The 20027-nt window shown below is 70.1% G+C and carries 17 protein-coding genes, 1 tRNA gene and 1 pseudogene; 5 read left to right on the top strand and 14 right to left on the bottom strand.

Annotated elements, in window-relative coordinates; all coding sequences use genetic code 11:
- Nucleotides 1-360 precede the first annotated feature (360 nt).
- Both H504_RS0110640 and H504_RS0110645 read right to left on the bottom strand, forming a co-directional pair.
- Nucleotides 361-1329, bottom strand: a complete 969-nt coding sequence (locus H504_RS0110640) for a 4-(cytidine 5'-diphospho)-2-C-methyl-D-erythritol kinase (protein ID WP_026422760.1) — start codon at nucleotides 1327-1329, stop codon at nucleotides 361-363.
- A gap of 527 nt (nucleotides 1330-1856) precedes the next feature.
- A complete protein-coding gene (locus H504_RS0110645; RefSeq protein WP_026422761.1) occupies nucleotides 1857-2375 on the bottom strand; it encodes a hypothetical protein in 519 nt (172 codons plus the stop codon).
- Nucleotides 2376-2609: 234 nt separating this feature from the next.
- Here H504_RS0110645 and H504_RS0110650 point away from each other — a divergent pair, with 234 nt between their 5' ends.
- A complete protein-coding gene (locus H504_RS0110650) occupies nucleotides 2610-4382 on the top strand; it encodes an ATP-binding cassette domain-containing protein (protein ID WP_026422762.1) in 1773 nt (590 codons plus the stop codon).
- A gap of 21 nt (nucleotides 4383-4403) precedes the next feature.
- A complete protein-coding gene (locus H504_RS0110655) occupies nucleotides 4404-6062 on the top strand; it encodes a fatty acyl-AMP ligase (RefSeq protein ID WP_026422763.1) in 1659 nt (552 codons plus the stop codon).
- 254 nt (nucleotides 6063-6316) lie between these two features.
- On the opposite strand, the pseudogene H504_RS42990 reads toward H504_RS0110655, so the two are convergent.
- The 10 genes and pseudogenes from H504_RS42990 to H504_RS0110700 form a co-directional block, all read right to left on the bottom strand.
- Nucleotides 6317-6521 (bottom strand): annotated as a pseudogene (locus H504_RS42990) (transposase); the annotation flags it as partial.
- A gap of 515 nt (nucleotides 6522-7036) precedes the next feature.
- The gene (locus H504_RS0110660; RefSeq protein WP_026422764.1) at nucleotides 7037-7597 is read right to left on the bottom strand and encodes an HD domain-containing protein; all 561 of its coding nucleotides are present in this window, start codon (nucleotides 7595-7597) and stop codon (nucleotides 7037-7039) included.
- A 106-nt stretch (nucleotides 7598-7703) separates the two neighbouring features.
- Nucleotides 7704-8327: a hypothetical protein gene (locus H504_RS41030; protein WP_157440333.1), complete on the bottom strand. Its 624-nt coding sequence runs from the start codon at nucleotides 8325-8327 to the stop codon at nucleotides 7704-7706.
- 76 nt (nucleotides 8328-8403) lie between these two features.
- A complete protein-coding gene (locus H504_RS41930) occupies nucleotides 8404-8934 on the bottom strand; it encodes a DivIVA domain-containing protein (RefSeq protein WP_084467535.1) in 531 nt (176 codons plus the stop codon).
- Nucleotides 8935-8945: 11 nt separating this feature from the next.
- The gene (pth, locus tag H504_RS0110675; protein WP_026422766.1) at nucleotides 8946-9524 is read right to left on the bottom strand and encodes an aminoacyl-tRNA hydrolase; all 579 of its coding nucleotides are present in this window, start codon (nucleotides 9522-9524) and stop codon (nucleotides 8946-8948) included.
- Between the two features lie 155 nt (nucleotides 9525-9679).
- Entirely contained in the window at nucleotides 9680-10303 is a 624-nt protein-coding gene (locus H504_RS0110680; protein WP_026422767.1) for a 50S ribosomal protein L25/general stress protein Ctc, read from the bottom strand.
- Between the two features lie 234 nt (nucleotides 10304-10537).
- Nucleotides 10538-11518, bottom strand: coding sequence for a ribose-phosphate diphosphokinase (locus tag H504_RS0110685; protein WP_026422768.1), 981 nt, complete (start codon nucleotides 11516-11518; stop codon nucleotides 10538-10540).
- Nucleotides 11515-13014 (bottom strand): bifunctional UDP-N-acetylglucosamine diphosphorylase/glucosamine-1-phosphate N-acetyltransferase GlmU, encoded by a 1500-nt coding sequence (glmU, locus tag H504_RS0110690; protein ID WP_026422769.1) that lies wholly within the window; start codon nucleotides 13012-13014, stop codon nucleotides 11515-11517. The genes H504_RS0110685 and glmU overlap by 4 nt, the downstream gene beginning before the upstream one ends.
- Nucleotides 13015-13100: 86 nt before the next feature.
- Nucleotides 13101-14894, bottom strand: a complete 1794-nt coding sequence (locus H504_RS0110695) for a GGDEF domain-containing protein (RefSeq protein ID WP_026422770.1) — start codon at nucleotides 14892-14894, stop codon at nucleotides 13101-13103.
- Between the two features lie 79 nt (nucleotides 14895-14973).
- Nucleotides 14974-15044, bottom strand: a tRNA-Gln gene (locus tag H504_RS0110700).
- 332 nt (nucleotides 15045-15376) lie between these two features.
- Here H504_RS0110700 and H504_RS0110705 point away from each other — a divergent pair.
- Nucleotides 15377-16330 carry an acyl-CoA desaturase gene (locus H504_RS0110705; protein ID WP_026422771.1) on the top strand — a complete coding sequence of 318 codons (954 nt, stop codon included), beginning with the start codon at nucleotides 15377-15379 and terminating at the stop codon, nucleotides 16328-16330.
- 65 nt (nucleotides 16331-16395) lie between these two features.
- The gene (locus tag H504_RS0110710) at nucleotides 16396-16995 is read left to right on the top strand and encodes a TetR/AcrR family transcriptional regulator (RefSeq protein WP_084467536.1); all 600 of its coding nucleotides are present in this window, start codon (nucleotides 16396-16398) and stop codon (nucleotides 16993-16995) included.
- A gap of 59 nt (nucleotides 16996-17054) precedes the next feature.
- Here the strand turns inward: H504_RS0110710 and H504_RS0110715 are convergent, their stop codons facing one another.
- Entirely contained in the window at nucleotides 17055-18185 is a 1131-nt protein-coding gene (locus H504_RS0110715) for a PQQ-dependent sugar dehydrogenase (protein ID WP_026422773.1), read from the bottom strand.
- A 66-nt stretch (nucleotides 18186-18251) separates the two neighbouring features.
- On the opposite strand from H504_RS0110715, the gene H504_RS0110720 reads away from it, so the two are divergent.
- Nucleotides 18252-19016 (top strand): enoyl-CoA hydratase/isomerase family protein, encoded by a 765-nt coding sequence (locus H504_RS0110720; protein ID WP_026422774.1) that lies wholly within the window; start codon nucleotides 18252-18254, stop codon nucleotides 19014-19016.
- Here H504_RS0110720 and H504_RS34410 read toward each other — a convergent pair.
- Nucleotides 18990-19583 carry an HD domain-containing protein gene (locus H504_RS34410; protein ID WP_035303942.1) on the bottom strand — a complete coding sequence of 198 codons (594 nt, stop codon included), beginning with the start codon at nucleotides 19581-19583 and terminating at the stop codon, nucleotides 18990-18992. The genes H504_RS0110720 and H504_RS34410 overlap by 27 nt on opposite strands.
- Nucleotides 19584-20027 lie beyond the last annotated feature (444 nt).

The raw sequence follows: 20027 nt of genomic DNA on the forward strand, positions 1-20027 counted from the left end.
AAGACCACCATGTCCGCGCCCGCACTGCCCCGATCAACCACCCAGCACAAGGTTCGTCAAACAGCCCGCACGGCTGAACTCCTCGCCCGACACCGCAAGCTCACCCCGAACGACCACTCGACGCCCCATCACGCTGAGCCCCGCCGGTGGCCGTCTCCCAGCAACAACCCACACCCCCGCCGCCACCCCTTGACAAACCGCTGCCCCGCCCCTAGCCCTCCGGGCGGCCCCCACCCTTCCCGGGGGGCGACCCCGGTGCCAGTCTACCGGCTTGCGGTGATCGACAGGGTGGGGCGAGGTGGGCTGTGGAAAGCCGGAGGGGGTGTGGACAACTCGCGCGCGAGGAGCCGGGGACGCGGGTCAGGCGTGGGCTTCGGGTGGGGGAATGGTCCGCGGCGCGTCGTCGCCGGTGATGACGCGGGCGCCGGGGACGGGGCCGTGGGCGACGCGGACGGTGCGGCAGACGCCCGCGCCGGAGAGTTCGGCGGCGACGCGGAGGGCGGCGTCGGCGTCCTCGCAGAGGAAAGCGCAGGTGGGGCCGGAACCGGAGACGGTGCCCGCCAGCGCGCCCGCGTTGACCCCGGCGCGCAGCGTGCGGCGCAGTCCGGGGCGCAGCGAGACGGCGGCGGCCTGCAGGTCGTTGCCGAGCAGCAGCGCGAGTTGCCGCGGGTCGCCGGTGGCCAGGGCCTCCAGCACCGGTTCGACACCACCGATGCGCGGCGGGTCGCCCTCGTCGCGCAGCCGGTCGAGTTCGCCGTAGACCTTGGGGGTCGACAGGCCGCGGCGGTCGAACGCCAGCACCCAGTGGTACGTGTGGCGGGTCAGCACCGGCACCAACTGCTCGCCGCGGCCGGTCCCCAGAGCAGTGCCCCCATGCAGGACGAACGGCACGTCGCTGCCGAGCTTCGCGGCGACCTGGGCCAGTTCGTCCCGCCCGATCTCCAGCCGCCACAACGACGCCAGCGCGACCAGCGTCGCCGCCGCGTCCGCGCTGCCGCCCGCCATGCCGCCGGACACCGGGATCCCCTTGCGGATGACGATGCGCACCTTCGGCTCGTCCGCGTCCCGACCCACGTGCCGGGCCAGTTCCTGCACCGCGCGCCAGGCCAGGTTGCTCGCCCCGGTCGGCACCGCGTCCGCGCCCTCGCCGTGCACCTCGACCCCCGGCTCGTCCGCCACCGCGACCGTCACCTCGTCGGTGAGCGACAGCGCCTGGAAGACGGTGGCCAGGTCGTGGTACCCGTCCGGCCGCAGGTCCCCCACGGCCAGATGCAGGTTGACCTTGGACGGAACCCGGACGGTCACCGGGGGAGGCACGACTGCGAGCACCGCTCCAGCCTACGGGGACCCGCGGGCCCGTCAGGAATCCCCTGTTCACCCCGGTCATCGGCCGACGACGAAGATCGCAGTTCAGCGCCCTGCCGCCCACCCCTCCGAGTGATCTTCACCCCGGCTCCTCGTGCGCGCGGCCCCGAGTTGTCCACATCCCCTCCGGCTCTCCACAGCCCACCTCACCCGACCCTGTCGATCACGGCAAGCCGGTAGACTGGCACCGGGGTCGCCCCCCGGGAAGGGTGGGGGCCGGGCTGCGCCCGGAGGGTCGCGGTAAGAGTTGGGGGCGGGTGTTGCGGTACGCCGAGTTGGGCAGGTAAGAGGGCCTGGTCGGCGGGTGGCGGAGGGGATTGTCGGCCGGATCGCGGTGGGGCAAGGCCAATGTTTTGGTGAGGGGCGGGGGTGCTCAGGTGGCTGTCATGCGCTGAGCTCGCTCAAGCCGTTGCGGTCAGGCTGGCGAGGTTGATATCGACAAAGTCTGACACCGCGGTCCGGTTGGAACGCGACACGGGTGACGTGGTCTGTCAGTAGTCCCAGTGCCAGCCTGCGACGTCGTTCGGGAGGTTGTGGGGTTTGTAGGTGACGGTGCCGTGGACGCTGGCGGAGTCGATGAGGACGACGCCGTAGTAGCCGGAGTCGGAGAGGTAGAAGTCGTCCGGGAGGTAGCGGTTTTCGGGGAGGCAGGAGGTCACGATGCCGTGGCCGGTGACCTTGCCGCCGCTGTCCTCCGTGGTGAAGTCGGCGGCGCTCATCCACCAACCGGAGTCCGGGGTGTACTGCTCGGTGGTCTGCAGCACGATGGTGGCGGCCAGGTAGTGGCCGCTGCTGGCCGGGAGGCTGCCCGGCTCGGTGCAGTCGACCGGGGCGACGCTCTCCAGCCACAGGCTGGCGAGGGTGGGGCTGCTGCTGGACCGGATGGTGATCCGGTTGCCGAGGTGGGCGGTCTCGGTTCCGTCCCCCGACCCGGCATCGCTGGAACAGGCGGCGAGTGCCAGGGCCGCGATGGCGACCGGCAGTCGCGCCCACCGGCGCGCGTTCGACATTTTACCTCCCAGACGAACTTGTACGTCGTAATTAGTCGATTTTCGTTACCGGGTCAAAAGAATCACACGGAGCGTGCTTGATCCGTTGCAAACAAACGGTGTGGCTCACGATGGGTCGTTGCCCGAATGCGCTCGATATTCGGTAAATCTGGGAATGTCACGGCCCGCGCCCGTCCGGCCACACTGGCCGGTCGTTACCCTGGGTCCCCGGTGTCGGGGCGAGGAGCGGGGCAGATGACCAACCTGGTCAACCTGGAGAACGTCAGCAAGAGCTTCGGCGTGCGGCCGTTGCTGGACCGGGTGTCGCTCGGGGTCGGCCGGGGCGACCGGATCGGGGTGGTGGGCCTCAACGGCGGCGGCAAGACGACGTTGCTGGAGGTGCTGGCCGGGGTGGAGCCCGCCGACGACGGTCGGGTGAGCCGGGTCCGGGACCTGCGGATGGCGGTTGTGACGCAGCGCACGGAGTTGGCGCCGGGGTCCACTGTGCGCAACGCGGTGCTGGATCCACTGGGGATCACCGCGGAGCACGAGTGGGCGGCGGACGCGCGGGCCCGGTCGATCCTGGACGGTCTGGGGATCACCGCGCTCGGGATGGACAGCCCGGTTGACACGATGTCCGGTGGTGAGCGGCGCCGGGTGGCGCTGGCGGCGGCGCTGGTGCGCGAGTTGGACCTGGTGGTGCTGGACGAGCCGACGAACCACCTGGACGTCGAGGGGGTCCGCTGGCTGGCCGACCACCTGCTCGACCGGGGCTCGGCACTCGTCGTGGTGACACACGACCGTTGGTTCCTGGACACCGTGTGCACCCGGACCTGGGAGGTCGTCGGCGGTCGGGTCGAGCAGTACGAGGGTGGTTACGCCGACTGGGTGTACGCGCGGGCGGAGCGGGCACGGCTGGCGGACACGCTGGAGGAGAAGCGGCAGAACCTGGCCCGCAAGGAGTTGGCGTGGTTGCGGCGCGGCGCCCCGGCGCGGACGTCCAAGCCGCGGTACCGGATCGAGGCGGCCGAGGCGTTGATCTCGGATGTGCCACCACCGCGCGACAACGTGGAACTGCTCGCGTTCGCGAAGCGCCGCTTGGGTCGCACGGTCATCGAGCTCGAAGACGTCTCGGTCAAAGCCGGTGACAAGGGCATCCTCGACCACGAGACCTGGCGCATCGGACCTGGTGACCGCGTCGGGCTCGTTGGCGTTAACGGCTCCGGTAAGACCACCGTGCTCCGGTTGTTGGCAGGGGCAAGCGAACCTCTTACCGGTAAACGCATTCAGGGCCAAACCGTCCGTTTGGCTCACCTGACCCAGGAACTGCACGAACTTCCGCCGCAGCAACGAGTTCTGGAAGCCGTCGAGGAAATCGCGCGGCGGGTGACGCTCGGCAAACAGGAGATGTCGGCGTCGCAGCTCGCGGAGCGGTTCGGTTTCCCGGCGAACCGGCAGTGGACCCCGATCGGCGACCTGTCCGGCGGCGAGCGGCGCAGGCTGCAACTGGCCCGGCTGCTGATGGCCGAGCCGAACGTGCTGCTGCTCGACGAGCCCACCAACGACCTGGACATCGACACCCTGCAGCAGTTGGAGGACCTGCTCGACTCGTGGCCCGGCACCATCGTCGTCGTCTCGCACGACCGGTACCTGGTGGAGCGCGTCTGCGACCGGGTGGTCGCACTGTTCGGCGACGGCAAGGTCGCGCACCTCGTCGGCGGCATCGAGGAGTACCTGACCCGCCGCGCCGCGACCCTGGCCACCGTCGTGCCGCCGGTCAAGCCGGTTCGGGACGAGCCCGCGAAGGCCAGCGCGGCCGACCGGCGGGCGGCGCAGAAGGAGTTGGCCCGGCTGGAGCGGCAGATCGAGACCCTGGCCAAGAAGGAGACCCGGCTGCACGACGCCCTCGCCGAGGCGGCGACCGACGCGGCCCGGCTGCTCGAGTTGGACGCCGAACTGCGGTCGGTCGTCGCGTCGAAGGACGAACTGGAGCAGAAGTGGCTCGAAGTGGCTGATACCGCGGAGTAACGGTCAACTAGGCTGCGTGTTATGAGCCGGTTCGTCGACACGCTGCTGGACACCGCCCGCGCCCGCGGCGACGTCAAGGGGATCACCACGGGCGAGCCGAAGGAACCCGTGCGGCACACCTGGGGGCAGGTGCACGAGCGCGCGCTGCGGATGGCGGGCGCGCTGGCCGCCGGTGGTCTGGCCAAGAACGGCGCGGTCGCGGTGCTCGCCGCCGAACCGGTCGACATCGCCCCGGCGATCCAGGCGGTGTGGCTGGCAGGTGGCAGCGTCACCATGCTGCACCAGCCGACCGCGCGCACCGACCTCGCCGAGTGGGCACACGACACGGTCCGGGTGCTCACGATGATCGACTCCAAGCTCGTGCTGCTCGGCGCCCCGTTCGACCAGCTCGCCCCGCTGCTCGACGAGCACGGCATCGGCTACCTGCGGCTGGAGGACCTCGCGGCCGGTGCGCCGCTGGCAACGGTCGTCGAGGTCGACGAGGACGCCACCGCGCTGCTGCAGTTGACCAGCGGGTCGACCGCGGAGCCGAAGGCCGTGCGGATCACCCACGGCAACCTGCACTCCAACCTGTCCGCCATGGTCGAGATGGCCGAATTGGACGTCGACAACGACGTCATGGTGTCCTGGCTGCCGCTGTTCCACGACATGGGCATGGTCGGTTTCCTGACCGTGCCGATGACGTTCGGGCTGGAACTGGTGAAGGTCACCCCGGTCGAATTCCTCAACGGCCCGCTGATCTGGGCCGACCTGATTTCCCGGCACCGCGGCACGATCACCGCGGCACCCAACTTCGCCTACGCGCTGCTCGGCCGCCGACTGTCCGGTGTGGACGACGACGCGCGGTACGACCTGTCGTCGCTGCGGATCGCGCTCAACGGCGCCGAACCGATCGACGAGAAGGCGGTGCGGTCGTTCACCGACCAGGGAGCCCGGTTCGGGCTGCACGCGGAATGCGTCTTCCCCGCCTACGGAATGGCAGAGGCGACGCTGGCCGTTTCCTTTGCACCGCTTTTCACCGGGCTGACCCTGGATTGTGTCGAAGCGGACAAATTGGAGTCGGAGAACCTGGCCGTGCCCGCGGAATCGGGGCGCGCATTCGCGGTGCTCGGCAAACCGCTGCCGGGGATCGAGGCGCGGATCGTGTCCTCGTCCGGGGAAGTGTTGGGGGAACGCGAAGTCGGCGAGATCCGGCTGCGCGGATCGGCGGTCACCCCCGGGTACCTGACGGTCGACGGCCCGGTGCCGACCCAGGACACCGACGGGTGGCTGGCGACCGGGGACATCGGGTACACAGTGGACGGTCAGATCGTCATCTGCGGCCGCCGCAAGGACGTGATCATCCTCGGTGGGCGCAACATCTACCCGACCGACATCGAACGGGCCGCCACTTCGGTCGAGGGCGTGCGCGCCGGAAACGCCGTCGCGGTTCGGATCGACGCGGGATCACGCCGGGAACGGTTCGCGGTGGTCGTCGAATCGCGGTTGGCGGAGGACGAATCCGCCGTGAAGGTGCTGCGCAAGGATGTGGCCGCGCGGGTTTTCGAAACGGTGAACGCCCGACCGGTTGCTGTTGTCGTCCTGAAGCCCGGCTCCCTGCCGAAAACCCCCTCCGGCAAACTCCGCCGCGCCGCCGCAGGCGAACAGGTCGCGGCGACGGTCAAGGCTTCCGAGAGCTGACCCTGCCGTCCCCCGTTCGGGTACGCCTCGGCTGATTCCGGCCGTCGCGTCGCCCTCGACGTGGCTCGTTTGTCCACAAGGCTTGAGTTGTCCACAGCTGGCGCCCGTCTCGGTCCTCGGTGCCTTTCAGCCGGTAGACTGGCACCGGGGTCGCCCCCCGGGAGGGTGGGGGCTGCTCTGGGGGTTCTGGGGTCGTCGCAACCCAACTGATCGACTGGCTGTGGTCGGGAGTGTCGCGAGGCGGTCGGCCGGGGTGTTGTGCGTGGGCGGCCGTTGAGGTGGACCGCGATGGCGTCGGGGTGTTCTCGGGTGTGGACGGCGAGGTCGGTGGCTTGGGGCAGGCCGTTGGTGTTCTCGTTGCTGCCGCGTCGCCAGGAGCTGTGGGGTCGCGGAAGTAGACCGGGCTGCCGGTGCCGAGGGTGAACTCGTGGTGGCGGTGCTTTCGCCGCCTTGGTCCCAGGCGGTGTGCGGACGATGGTCACCGGAGACCTGATGGGCGTTGCGGCGCGGCTCCCGGCTGATCGTCGCGGGATCACGACCGAGTTCGGCGGCGATCTGCCGCATCGTGGCACCAGCGCGTCGGCGGTCGGCGATCCGCTTGTTGTCGTTCAGAACCGGCCCCGCACAACAGAAAACCGCCGCCGAGGTGATCGACGACGCCCGACCGTCGTTGGGGTGACGGTCGTCGCGCCGGCGTGTGCCAGTCCGGAGGTTGACCCCGATGATCAGGGCTTCCGAGAGCTGATCCCGGCCGACACCCGTTCGGGTACACCTCGGCTGATTCCGGCCGTCGCGTCGCCCTCGACCTGGCTCGTTTGTTGTCCACAAGGCTTGAGTTGTCCACAGCTGGCGCCCGTCTCGGTCCTCGGTGCCTTTCAGCCGGTAGACTGGCACCGGGGTCGCCCCCCGGGAGGGTGGGGGCTGCTCTGGGGTGGGTGATGGCTTGGCGAGTGTCAAGAGTTGGGGGAGTGGGGTTAGCGGTCGCGCCAGGTCAAGGGGGATAGGGATAGGGCTGCGTCGGCGATGTGTTGGGCGGTGGGGGTGGTCAGGGCGGTGCGGGCGGACTCGATCCAGCCGGTGACGCGGTGGATGCCGGTGTCCTGGTATTCGAGGGCTTGGAGCAGCATTTCCAGGCGGTCGGCGTCTTGGGCGCAGTGGGCTTCGGGGGTTGTCGCGTCCTCGAACTCGTCGACTGCTTGGCGGACCAGGGTTTTCGACCGGTCCGGCAGGGCTGACGTCTGGTCCCGGGTGATGTGGCGGGGGTCGGGTTTGCCCAGGTAGGCGGTGGCTGTGTGCGGGAGGTCGCCGGTCCGGGTCTCCTGCGAGTCGTGCCACCGGGCCAGGAACGCGGCCCGCTGCGGGTCGGCGCCTTCCTCGACGGCGATCAGCGCCGCCAACTGCGCCACCCGCATCGTGTGCTCGGCGACCGACTCCGGGTCGCGGACACCGGCGTGCCACCAACCCGACCGCCGGACTCGCTTCAGCAGCCCCAACTCGAACCCGAAGGCGGCCACCGCCCGCGCGTCGCCGGTCATCTGCACCCCTTTCAGCGGCTTGCAGGCCGAATCGCGTACCGGAGTCCTACCACTTGGGTGCGATCGGTATGGGTCAAGCTATCGCCCAGCGTGTCCAGCGCACCGCTCAGCCGTTCGCGGCGACTCGCGGACAGACCACCCGTGACGTGGTCGAACAGGTGCGTGCCCGGCCACGACGTGCGCCTGCCACCATGAAGTCGTCGGAGTGCTGGTCGTCCAGGAACTCGCCGACCCAATTCGCCCAGTAGTTCATGTTGGCCAATTCGGATTGTTCGTCGCCCGTGCTTTCCACGAAGTCGTGGATGTGCGCGGTTTCACCCAGCGCGGCCAGGGCCACCGAAGCCGACCGGGCTTCCAGTAGGGCGGCGATGCTCGTGCCTGTGCTCAGCCTGCTCGCCTGCTGCCATTCGGCGCGGAGCCAGTCGAGCACTCCCTGACGCCAGTCGAATCCGAGCAAGTAAACGGCTTGCCGTCGCAACAGTGGCAGGGTCCGCCGAGGAGCGGCCTGGGCTATTGCCAAGAGGTGGTCCAGGAAACGTGTGCGTTCCTCGTCGGTCAACACCGGACCGTCCGGAGTCGGGCCATGACTTGGCAGTCGCGGCTTGAACACGCCCAGGTGAGCGGGCATGAGCCCGGTCAGCGGCCAAGTGATCAGATTTGTCGTCGTTCGCCGCAGAGCACCGAGTTTCGGCAACACGCGGCAGAGCCGCAGGAAATCTCCGGTACGCACCGCCGAGAGCGGTCGCCTGCCCGATTCCCAGCCCTGCCGAGTCGTGACGTCGACACGGCACGAATGCGCGGGGGCGTCAGCGGCGGCGGAGTTCGGTGATCCAGGCGGCTTTGAGGGCGTCTACGGCGGCTGGGTGGTAGCCCTGGCCGGGGTAGGCGGAGAGGCCGAGGCGGGCGGATTCGATTTGGTCGACGGTGGGGCCGCCGTCGTGTTCGTTGGCGGCTCGGTCGAGGAGGTGGGCTAGGCGTTCGACGTCGGTGGGGTGGTAGCCGCGGGTGCCGGGGGGTGCGGGGGGCAACGGGAGGTAGGGGGCCTCGGAGTTGGCGGGGATGACCTTGAGGGCGTTCTCGGCGGCGCGGGCTTCCAGCTCGGCGGCGACCGTGTCCAGGAACTCGTCGACCTGGTCTTCGTGGTAGCCGCGTTTGACCAAGGGAGCCGCGTCGAACTCGGCTTCGTGGACGTCGTCGAGGGTGAGGGTGCCGGTGCCGGAGAGGGCGGCCTCGACCTTGTCCAGGAAGGCGTCTACCTGGTCCTCGTGGTAGCCGCGGCGGCCGAAGGGGGCCTTGTCGAAGGTGATGGCGCGCACGGCGTCCGGGGTGAGCGACACGGCGGGGACTCCTAGTTCGCGTGGAAGGTGTTCTGGGCGGCCTCGATGCCCTGCTCGACCAGCGCGGCCACCGCGTCCGCGCAGGTGTCGATCTCGAACGCCAACTCCTTGCGCTCGACGGCGGAGAAGTCGCGCAGCACGAAGTCGGCGGGGTCCATCCGGCCCGGGGGCCTGCCGATGCCGAACCGGACCCGGTAGTAGTCGCGGGTGCCGATCGACTTGGTGATCGAGCGCAGCCCGTTGTGGCCGTTCTCGCCGCCGCCCAGCTTCAACCGGACGGCGCCGAACGGCAGGTCCAGCTCGTCGTGCACGACCACCAGCCGGTCCGCGGCCGCCTTGTAGAACCGGGCGGCGCCGACCACCGGGCCGCCGGAGAGGTTCATGAACGAGCGCGGCTTCACCAGCACCACCCGCTGCCCGCCCAGCCTGCCCTCGACGACCTCGGCGCCGGACTTGTGCGCCTTGAACCGGCCGCCGACCCGGTCGGCCAGTTCGTCGGCGACCAGGAAACCGATGTTGTGCCGGTTGCCCGCGTACTGCGGCCCGGGGTTGCCCAACCCGACCACGATCATCGGCGCGTCGTCAGCCATCGCCAGCCCGCCCTCCAGAACAAGGCCCTTCAGAGCACCGGCCTGCCGAGAACACAGGCCGTCAGAACACCAGGCTGTCAGAACACAGGCCGTCAGAACACAACAGCGCCCCGGAGCCAGGAAACCGGGACCGGGGCGCCTGCACAGCCGGGGGATCAGCCCGCGGCGGCGTCCGACTTGGGCTCCTCGACCACACCCGCGCCCGCGGTGTCGATCTCGGCCTCCATCTGCTCCGCGGTCGGCGACGGGTTGACCGAGAGCACCAGCGCCTCCGGGTCGGTGGCCAGCGTCGCGCCGCGCGGCAGGGTGACCTGGGCGGCGGTGATCTGGGTGCCGACCTGGACCCCGGCGATGGACAGTTCGACCTGGTCGGGGATGTGCAGCGCCTCGACCTCGACCAGCAGCGTGGTCAGGTCCTGGGTGACCAGCGAGCCGGGCACCGGGTCGCCGGAGACCACGATCGGGATCTCGACGGTGACCTTCTCGCCGCGCTGGACCAGCAGCAGGTCGACGTGCTCGATGTAGTTCTTCAGCGGGTGGGTGGTGACCGTCTTGGTCAGCGCCAGCTCGGTCTCCGAGCCGATGTTGAGGGTCAGCACCGCGTTCTGGCCGTGCTCGCGCACGACCCGGGCGAACTCGAGGCCGGGCAGGGCCAGGTGCTTGGGGTCGGAACCGTGTCCGTAGAGCACGGCGGGGATCTTGCCCGCGCGGCGGGTGCGGCGCGCGGCGCCCTTGCCGAACTCGGTGCGCTGTTCGGCGGCCAGACGTACCTCGGACACGGTGGTGCTCTCCTTGCGATCAAAGTGCGGCGGGGGCGCGACTTCTCAGTCGGGGCGGCGGCCTGCGGCAAGGGGCACGGGCGGCGGTAGGGACGGCACGGCCCGGGAGGGAACCGCCACGTCGATCACGCCAGGCGCGATGCCCGCCTCGCCGAGGCAACTCGAATAGTTTACGCACGTGCCACCGGTGGGGCGAACCCGGGGGTGGGCCCGCACCGGTGGCGGGAACGCCGGTCAGGCGTCCCCGTCGAACAGCGACGTCACGGAACCGTCCTCGAAAACCTGCTGGATCGCGCGGGCGAGCAGCGGCGCGATGGACAGCACGGTCATCCCGGGGAACCGCTTCTCGTCGGGAATCGGCAGCGTGTTGGTGAAGACGATCTCCCGCGCACCGCACTGGGACAGCCGCTCGCGGGCCGGGCCGGACAGCACGCCGTGGGTGGCGGCCATGACCACGTCGGAGGCGCCCTCGTCGAGCAGTTGGCGGACCGCCTTGGCGATGGTGCCGCCCGTGTCGACCATGTCGTCGATGACCACGCACAGCTTGCCGTCGACCTCGCCGACCACCCGGTTGGCGACGACCTCGTTCGGCCGAAGCGGGTCGCGGGTCTTGTGGATGAACGCGATCGGCACGCCGCCGAGGTCGTCGGCCCACTTCTCGGCCAGCTTGGTGCGGCCCGCGTCCGGCGAGACGACGACGATGTCGCGGCCCGAGTAGTTGTCCTTGAGGTAGCGGGCCAAGATGCTCTGCGCGAACAGGTGGTCGACCGGGCCGTCGAAGAAGCCCTGGATCTGCGCGGTGTGCAGGTCTACGGTCATGATCCGGTCGGCGCCCGCGACCTTGAACAGGTCGGCGATCAGCCGGGCGGAGATCGGCTCGCGGCCCTTGTGCTTCTTGTCCTGCCGCGCGTACGGGTAGAACGGCATGATCACGGTGATCCGCTTGGCGCTCGCCCGCTTGAGGGCGTCCACCATCAGCAGTTGTTCCATGATCCACTGGTTGATCGGCGCGGTGGCGCTCTGCATGACGAACGCGTCGCAGCCGCGCACCGACTCCTCGAACCGGACGAAGATCTCGCCGTTGGCGAAGTCGTAGGCCGACTGCGGGGTGATGCTGACGTTGAGGTGCTTGGCGACCTCCTCCGCCAGCTCCGGGTGCGCCCGGCCGGAGAACAACATGAGGTTCTTCTTGGGTGTGCCGGGCTTGGTGTTCATCCGTTGTCCTCGCTGTCAGACTCTGCGCCGGTCGACTCGTCCTGCTGTGCGCGCTTGGCGGCTTCCGCCGCCGGGGTACCCGGCCTGCGCCGCGGCACCCAGTCCGACACGTTGCGCTGCGGTCCACCCGACACCGCGAGGGCACCGGGGGGCACGTCGCGCCGGATGACCGTCCCGGCCCCGCTGTAGGCGCCGTCACCGATGGTGACCGGTGCCACGTACATGTTGTCGGATCCCATGCGCACGTGGGATCCGACGACTGTGTGGTGTTTGTTCACCCCGTCGTAGTTGACGAACACGCTAGCCGCACCGATGTTGCTGTGCTCACCAATCGTGGCGTCACCCACATAGGACAGGTGCGGGACTTTGGACCCGGTGCCGATCTGCGCGTTCTTGGTCTCGACGAAGGTCCCGATCTTCCCCTTGGCGCCGAGCCGGGTCCCGGGCCGCACGTAGGCGAACGGTCCGACGGTCGCGCCGTCGCCGATCTCGGCCGACGACCCGTGCGTCCGGACCACCTGCGCGCCCGCGCCCACGGTGACGTCGGTCAGCGTCGTGTCCGGCCCGACCAGGGCGTCGTCACCGACCGTGGTCACGCCGCGCAGTTGCGTGTTGGGCTCGATGAGCACATCGCGGCCCAGCGTCACGCCCAGTTCGATCCAGGTGGTGGCCGGGTCGACGACGGTGACGCCCGCGCGCATCCAGGACTCCACCGTCCGCCGGTTGAGCTCCGCGCCCAGCCGGGCCAACTGCACCCGGTCGTTGACGCCCTCGACCAGCCACGGGTCCGCGCACACCAGCGCGCCCACCCGGCGGCCGTCGCCGCGGGCGATGCCCAGCACGTCGGTCAGGTACAGCTCGCCCTGGACGTTGTCGGTGCGGATGCGGGCCAGGCCGTCGGCGAGCACCGCGGCGTCGAAGGCGTACACGCCGGAGTTGATCTCGTCGATGGCGCGCTGGGCGTCGGTGGCGTCCTTGTGCTCGACGATCTTCTCGACGGTGCCGTCGCCCGCGCGCACGATCCGGCCGTAGCCGGTCGGGTCGGGGACCCGAGCGGTCAGCACGGTGACGGCGTTGCCCCGGTCGGCGTGCTCGGCGAGCAGCGCGGTCAGGGTGTCGGTGTCCAGCAACGGCACGTCGCCGTAGGTGACCAGGACCGTCCCGGTGACCGCGCCGAGCGGTTCGAGCCCGCAGGCCACGGCGTGCCCGGTGCCATCCTGGGTCTCTTGCACCGCGGTGACGACCTCGCGGCCCAGCACCGTGGCCACGGTCGCCAGGTGCGCGCCGACCGCGTCCCGGCCGTGGCCGAGCACGACGACGAGGTGCTCCGGCTTGACCCCGGCGGCGGCCCGGACCGCGTGCTCGACCAGTGGCCTGCCCGCGACCGGGTGCAGGACCTTCGGGGTCGACGACCGCATCCGGGTGCCTTCCCCCGCGGCCAGGACGACAGCGGTGACCTGACCCGGGCGTGCACGGTCGGGGGAGGGTGTAGACATCGCGCTCCCTAAGCGTTGTGGCGAAGCAGGCAGAGGGGTCCGCCGTCGGCGGGTACGCGCACACGACGGGCGGCCGGTGGCCGATCCTACGTGGTCTCCGGCAGCACCCAAGCCGGGTCGCCCGTGGGGGCGGTGGAGTCCTCGGCCGTATTCTCGGCGGTCTTGCCGGAAGCGGCGCCCGACTCGTCCCCGTCGTCGCTGCCGTCCAGTCCGTGCACCGCGACGATGTCGTTGCCGCCCCCGCGTTTCGCCTGGTACATGGCCGCGTCCGCGCGGGCGAGCGCGCGCACCGCCGTCTCTTGTGGACGGAGTGAGACGACCCCGATGGACAGCGTCACACCATGCGAGAGGTCATGTGGCAAACCGGCAACCGCCGTCAACGCCCGGCGCAACGCGGCCGCCGCGGCGGGCAACGGGGCGCCGGGGAGCAGCACGATGAACTCGTCGCCGCCGTAGCGGGCGACCATGTCGCTGCCGCGCAACGCGTCGCGCAACGTGCTCGCCACCACGCGCAGCACGTCGTCGCCCTCGGCGTGCGACATCCGGTCGTTGACGCCCTTGAAGCCGTCCAGGTCCACCAGCGCGATCGCCAGCGGGTGGTTGTTCGGCGACCCGGCCAGCGTGGCCAGCCGCTCGTCGAGCGCCCGCCGGTTCGGCAGCCCGGTCAGCGGGTCCTGCAGCGCCTGCCGGGCGATCGCGCCGTGCATCCTGGACAGCCGCTCGTGCTCGCGGCGGGTGTTCAGCGTCGCGATCCGCGACTCCCGCATGTCCCAGAGTTGCGCTTCCAGCTCGGTCGCGTAGTGCTCCAGCGCGCCGGTGGTGCGCTCGCCGCCGCTGGGACCGGACAGCCGCGCGTACTCCCGGATCAGGCACAGCCGCAGCGTCGGCTCGGCGGCCTCGTCGTACATCAGCGACCGGGCCTCGCCGAGCACGTCGACGGCCTCCTCCTCGCGGCCCTCGTGTTCGAGGCACCGGGCGAGGGCGACCGCGACGATCACCAGCTCCCTCGGGTACCGCATGCCCGCGGACAGCCGCTGCAGCCTGCCGATGTGCGCGCCGGACGGCTGGGCCAGCGCCAGCGCGGCGCCGATGATCGGGTTCTGGTCGGCGGCGGCCTGACCGGCGTCGCGCGGGAACAGCGACTCGCGGAACGGGGCCTCCACCGCCACCGCGATCGCCGCCGCCGTGGCGAACCGCTCGGCCGCCCGCTCGTCCTCGCCGATCCGCTCCAGCCGCAGCCCCCAGCCGATCAGCAGCCGGGCCCGGTTGATCAGGTGCACCGAGATCAGGTGCGGCCCGGCGCTGGCCCGGATGCACTTGTTCGCCCGGCTCATCACCTGGTCGGCGACCTCGTAGACCCCCAGTTGGGTGAGCACGGTGCCGATGTCCATCAGGGTGGCGGCCATGATCATGTCCCAGTTGCGGCCGCCGAGCAGCACGTCCGGGGTGATGTCCTCGTCCAGCATGGCCAGCGCCACCGCCGCCTCCGAGAGCGCCGCGTCCTCGGCGCCCGCCAGCAGCAGCCGCCGACCGCGCAGCGCGTGCGCGTCGGCCTGCAACACGACCAGGCCGTGCCTGCGGGTGTGCGCCAGCAGCTCGTCGAGCAGCGGCTCGGCCGAGTCGGCCAGCTCGTGCACCACCACCCGGACCGCGACCGCCGAGCGCAGCAGTTGCGCCACCATCCGCGGCTCACCCCGGTGCTGGGCCTCGGCGAGCAGCCGGTCGACCTCCTCGGTGAGCCGGACCCGCTCGGCGACCGGGCTCACCTGGATCACCGCGAGCAGCTCGCGCGCGCGGCCGACCAGCCAGGCGTCGGAGCGCTCCTCCAACGCGGGCAGCTCGCCCGCGTCGCGCCGCGCGCCCCGTTGCTCGTCGTCCACGTGCGGCGCGGCACCCCCTCGTACGCGTCTGGAACTCGGTCGAGAAGCCGACCAGGTCAGGTGCGCGGTGTGCGCGCTGCTCCGCCGCCAGGATTCGAACCTGAACCATTGGAACCAAAATCCAAGGTGCTGCCTTTACACCACGGCGGATCGCGAGCGGTGTTCGCTCACAGTGGGGAACATCGTGGCACGAGGGTACCGACCGGGGCAGCCCCACCCGGGCGATTACCCGTTCCTCGCGTCCGAACGGGTGTTAGCGGTGTCACAAGTCCCACTTCGGTGTCACACAACGGGTCGGTATGTGCGCGCACCGTTTATTGCCTGATCAACCTTATCGCCCGGTGGGTTGGGCGCCACGGGGGAACCCGGCCGCCGGAGGAGGACCCGGGGCACTGGCGCGGGGCCCCGTTCGTTCCTTACGCTGTCGTAAGTTACGCCACCGTAGGTGAGCCTGGCCTTGGTTCTACGCGAGAGGGACACGCATGACGAGCACGTTGGACTCGGACACGGCCGACAAGGCGGACCGCGTCGGGCCGAAACCGATGATCGAGGGCAAGCGCAACCGGGCCACCCAGATCGCGGTCTACATCTTCATCCTGCTGCCGTTCGCCGCCCTGGTCGCCGCCGTCCCGTTCGCGTGGGGCTGGGGTCTCGGCTGGACCGACATCGCGCTCGCGGTGTTCTTCTTCTACTTCTCCGGCCTCGGCGTCACCGTCGGGTACCACCGGCTGTTCACGCACGGCTCGTTCAAGGCCAAGCGGCCGTTGAAGATCTTCCTGGCCATCATGGGCAGCTTCGCCGTGCAGGGGCCGCCGGTCACCTGGGTCGCCGACCACCGTCGCCACCACGCGTTCTCCGACCGCGAGGGCGACCCGCACTCGCCGTGGCTGTTCGGCACCTCGCCCGCCGCGCTGGCCAAGGGCTTCTGGCACGCGCACATGGGCTGGATGTTCGACGACTCGGTCACCAACAAGGAGCGGTTCGCCCCGGACCTGATGGCCGACGAGGACATCATGTGGGTCAACCGGTTCTTCCCGCTGTGGACCGGCCTCACCCTGGTGCTGCCCGCCGTCCTCGGTGGACTGGTCAGTTGGTCCTGGTGGGGCGCGCTGACCGCGTTCTTCTGGGCCGGTCTGGTGCGGATCTCGTTCCTGCACCACGTCACCTGGTCCACCAACTCGATCTGCCACATGATCGGCGAGCGCCCGTTCGCCAGCCGGGACAAGGCGGCCAACTTCTGGCCGCTGGCCATCCTCAGCTTCGGCGAGTCCTGGCACAACCTGCACCACGCCGACCCGACCTGCGCCCGGCACGGCGTCCAGCGCGGCCAGATCGACACCTCCGCCCGGCTGATCTGGGTCTTCGAGAAGCTCGGCTGGGTCACCGACGTGCGCTGGCCGTCCGAGGCCAGGCTGGCCAAGCTCGCCGCCCGCTGAAACCCACTGGCCCGACCCCCTAGGCTGGGTCGATGCCGAGACGGACCGAGGCGCCCCGGGTGCGGATGACCGGGAAGGAGCGCCGCCAGCAGCTCGTCGACGTCGCGGCCGCCCTGTTCGCGGAGAAGGGGTTCGACGCCACCTCCGTCGAGGAGATCGCCAACCGCGCGGGGGTCAGCAAACCCGTCGTCTACGAGCACTTCGGCGGGAAGGAAGGCATCTACGCGGTCGTCGTCGACCGCGAGATGCGTTCCCTGCTGGAAGGCATGACGGCGGCGCTGTCCGAGGACGCCCACCCCAGGGTCCTGTTGGAACGGGCCGCACTGTCCCTGTTGGACTACGTGGAGCAGAGCACGGACGGGTTCCGCATCCTGGTCCGCGACTCCCCCGTCGCGACCGCGCGCGGCACCTTCTCCAGCCTCCTCAACGACATCGCCTCCCAGGTCGAGCACATCCTCGGCGTGCAGTTCGCGCGGCGCGGCTACGAACCCAAGCTGGCGGCCGTGTACAGCCAGGCCCTGGTCGGCATGGTTGCCTTCACCGGCCAGTGGTGGCTGGAGGCCCGCAAGCCCCGCAAGTCGGAAGTGGCCTCGCACCTGGTCAACCTGGCGTGGAACGGACTGTCCAACCTGGAGGAGAAGCCGGTCCTGATGGAACGGCCGTGAACCCGTGACGCGAAGGGCCCCGGAGGGCGGAACCTCCGGGGCCCCTTGCTGTCACGGAGTCACTTGGTTGCCGGCGTCACGCGGAGGACCTTGTCGTCGGTGCCGTTCGAGGTCGTGAGGTAGAGGGAACCGTCGGGGGCGGTGCGGGCGGCCCGCAGTCGCCCGAAACCCTGCAGCTCCGGGGGAATCGTGGATCCGGTGACGTTCGCGTCCTTGTCGACGGTCAGGAAGATGGCCTTGGCGCCCTTGAGCGCCGCGATGACGAGGGTGCCCTCCAGCGGTCCCCAGCAGTGGCCGAGGAAGGTGGCGCCGGAGATGGCCTCGGTGATGTCACCGGACTGCCACTTCGCCGGGACCGCGTTCGGGAACCGGTCCAGGTCGGTCATCGGAACGGACTCGTCGTACTTGGTGCTGGTGCCGCCGCGAGACGGGTCCCAGCCGTAGTTGGCGCCGGGGAGGTTGAGGTTCACCTCGTCGTTCTTGTCCGGGCCGTGTTCGGCGGTGAGAACCCTGCCGTCGGCGCGCAACGCCACGCCTTGGACGTTGCGGTGGCCGTAGTTGTAGACCGGAGAGCCCGGGAAAGGGTTGTCGGGCAAGGGTTTTCCGGTCTTCAGGTTGATCCGCAGCACCTTGCCGCCGAGGGCGTGCAGGTCCTGCGAGACGGTGGGGTTCGCGGTGTCCCCGGTACCCACCAGCAGCGCGCCGTCGGCGGCCAGGGTGGGCCTGCAGCCGGAATGCCGACCGGCGGGTGACAACGGCAGCCCGGTCAGCAGGTCCTTGACCTTCGTCGCCGTCCCGCCGTCGCGGGACAGGCTCCAGGTGACCAGCCGGATGTCGACCGGTTTGCCGTTCTCCTGGTGCGTCTGGCAGGTGGTGAACTGGCGGCTGCGGGTGAAGTCGGGGTGTACGACCAACCCCATCAGCCCGCCCTCGCCCTTGACCTGGATGTCGGCCGTGTCGGCCTTGATCTCGCGCACGGTCGACCCGGACAGCAGCGCGAACGTGCCGATCCGCTGCGGAATGATGATCTTGCCGTCGGGGAGGAACCCGACGTCCCACGGGTGGACGAGGCCACTGGCCACCGTCTGCACCGTTAAGCCCGTCGCGGGTGACGACGGGGCGGCTCCGCTCGTGCCGGGGGAGCTGAGCACCAACATGGCGGACAGGACAACCACGGGGGTATGGCGCATACGAGCAGACTGCCCCATTCGCCGTTCGGGTAACTTATGGCAACTTCACGGGCTACCGTGACCGCCGTGAGCGAGCACCTCCTCCTGGAAACCGACGGCCCGGTCGCCACCATGACCATCGACCGGCCCGCCAAGAAGAACGCGATCAGCTACGAGATGTGGGCCGCCATCCCCGGGATCGCCGCCCGGGTGCAGGCCGATCCGGACGTCCGGGTCCTGCTGGTGACCGGGTCGGCGGGCACCTTCTCGGCGGGCGCGGACATCAGCGAGTTCGCGTCCCTGCGCGCCGACGCCGACGGCGCCCGCCGGTATAACGAGGTGCTGGAAGCCGCCACGAAAGCGTTCGCAGGCCTGGACAAGCCGACGATCGCCGCGGTCGAGGGGTTCTGCATCGGCGGCGGCTGCGAACTGGCGCTGGCCTGCGACCTGCGGATCGCGGCGGCCGACGCGCGGTTCGGGGTGACCCCGGCGAAGTTGGGGATTGTGTTCAACCTGCCCTCGACCAAGCTGCTCGTCGACACCGTCGGTCCGGCGTGGGCGAAGCAGATCCTCTTCACCGGCGACATTCTCGACGCCGAAACGGCTCAGCGGATCGGGTTGGTCAACGAACTGCACGGCGACCCGGTCAAGCGGGCACTGGAACTCGCGGCGACGATGGCGTCCCGGTCACAGGTGACCATCCGCGGCGCGAAGGACATCGTCGGCCGGATCGTGGACGGGCGGCACGAGGAAGACGACGAGGTGCACTTCATGTACTCGGCGTCGGTCAACAGCCCCGACTACGCCGAGGGCGTCGCCGCGTTCCTAGAGAAGCGGACCCCACGCTTCTAGCTCGGCCCGCATGTTGGCCCGCGCGGGTGCCTCCCAGCGCTCGCGGGCCAGTGGCGTCCGGTAGAGGTTGGGGAGGGCGAGCAGGTCGCGCAGGATGGCGGCCCGGCCTTCGCGGAACGCCGGTTCCGGGACATGGCGGTATTCCGCCCGGATCGCGTCCGCGTAGGCCCGGTACCCGTCGGACGCCAGGATCGCGAGGTCGGCGTCACACAACACCTCGCCGTTGCGGTCGCCCGGCTCGGTTCTATGGCCGGCGGTAAGGCGAACGAGACGAGCGACCTCGGCGACAGAATCAGCGTCGAGTCCCGTTTCGGGGAGCTCCACCTCTGCTAGCCGCGCGCTCTGTTCCTCGTCGTCGGGACGACCCTGGTAGACCGCGTCGTGGTACCACGCGGCCAGGCGCACCAGATCGGGGTTGTCGGCGTGCCCGGCGAGCAAGTCCACACCGGACAACACCATCTCCAGGTGCGCCAAGTCGTGATACCGCCGGTGCGGCTCCGACCACCGCACCAACAACCGCCGCCGAAGGTTTTCCGGCAGCCCCGGGCTCGTCAACCGCTCCTGCACGGACGCAGGCTATACGGCTCGGTGGTGCCTGCGGATTGGCCGGGTTTGCGCAGTTTGCCGCGGTTGTCCGTGCCGTCGTTTGCGGTGAAGTCAGTCTGTGCTGCTTCCGCCCACTCGCTGCCTGCGGCGGATGAAGTCTGCGGCAACGCGACAGATCCAGGCGATGGTCGGTTCGCTCTCCCCGGCGCATCGGGGACTCAGCAGGCGCTGGTCCGGAACAGCGACCCGGGTATCTCCGCAGCTCAGCCACCATGTCGAGAGCCACCGAGGGCAGGTGGAGCCGTACCCGACCTTGGTTCGGCCCGCCCACCGGCCGGACCCCAGCCCCCACCCTGTCCCGGGGGGCGTCCCCGAGGCCAGTCTACCGGCTGGGGGCGACCGTGGGAGGGCCGAGCAAAAGCTGGGGACGACGGGACACGTTGTGGATAACCGCAGGCAACTGAA

Source organism: Actinokineospora inagensis DSM 44258 (assembly GCF_000482865.1).
Lineage (GTDB): Bacteria > Actinomycetota > Actinomycetes > Mycobacteriales > Pseudonocardiaceae > Actinokineospora > Actinokineospora inagensis.

Coding starts and splice junctions, on each gene's coding strand:
- H504_RS0110705 (WP_026422771.1), top strand. CDS start 15,377: ATGACGAGCACGTTGGACTCGGACACGGCCGACAAGGCGGACCGCGTC.
- H504_RS0110715 (WP_026422773.1), bottom strand. CDS start 18,185: ATGCGCCATACCCCCGTGGTTGTCCTGTCCGCCATGTTGGTGCTCAGC.
- H504_RS0110660 (WP_026422764.1), bottom strand. CDS start 7,597: ATGACCGGCGACGCGCGGGCGGTGGCCGCCTTCGGGTTCGAGTTGGGG.
- H504_RS0110710 (WP_084467536.1), top strand. CDS start 16,396: ATGACCGGGAAGGAGCGCCGCCAGCAGCTCGTCGACGTCGCGGCCGCC.
- H504_RS0110650 (WP_026422762.1), top strand. CDS start 2,610: ATGACCAACCTGGTCAACCTGGAGAACGTCAGCAAGAGCTTCGGCGTG.
- H504_RS0110645 (WP_026422761.1), bottom strand. CDS start 2,375: ATGTCGAACGCGCGCCGGTGGGCGCGACTGCCGGTCGCCATCGCGGCC.
- H504_RS0110655 (WP_026422763.1), top strand. CDS start 4,404: ATGAGCCGGTTCGTCGACACGCTGCTGGACACCGCCCGCGCCCGCGGC.
- pth (WP_026422766.1), bottom strand. CDS start 9,524: ATGGCTGACGACGCGCCGATGATCGTGGTCGGGTTGGGCAACCCCGGG.
- glmU (WP_026422769.1), bottom strand. CDS start 13,014: ATGTCTACACCCTCCCCCGACCGTGCACGCCCGGGTCAGGTCACCGCT.
- H504_RS0110685 (WP_026422768.1), bottom strand. CDS start 11,518: ATGAACACCAAGCCCGGCACACCCAAGAAGAACCTCATGTTGTTCTCC.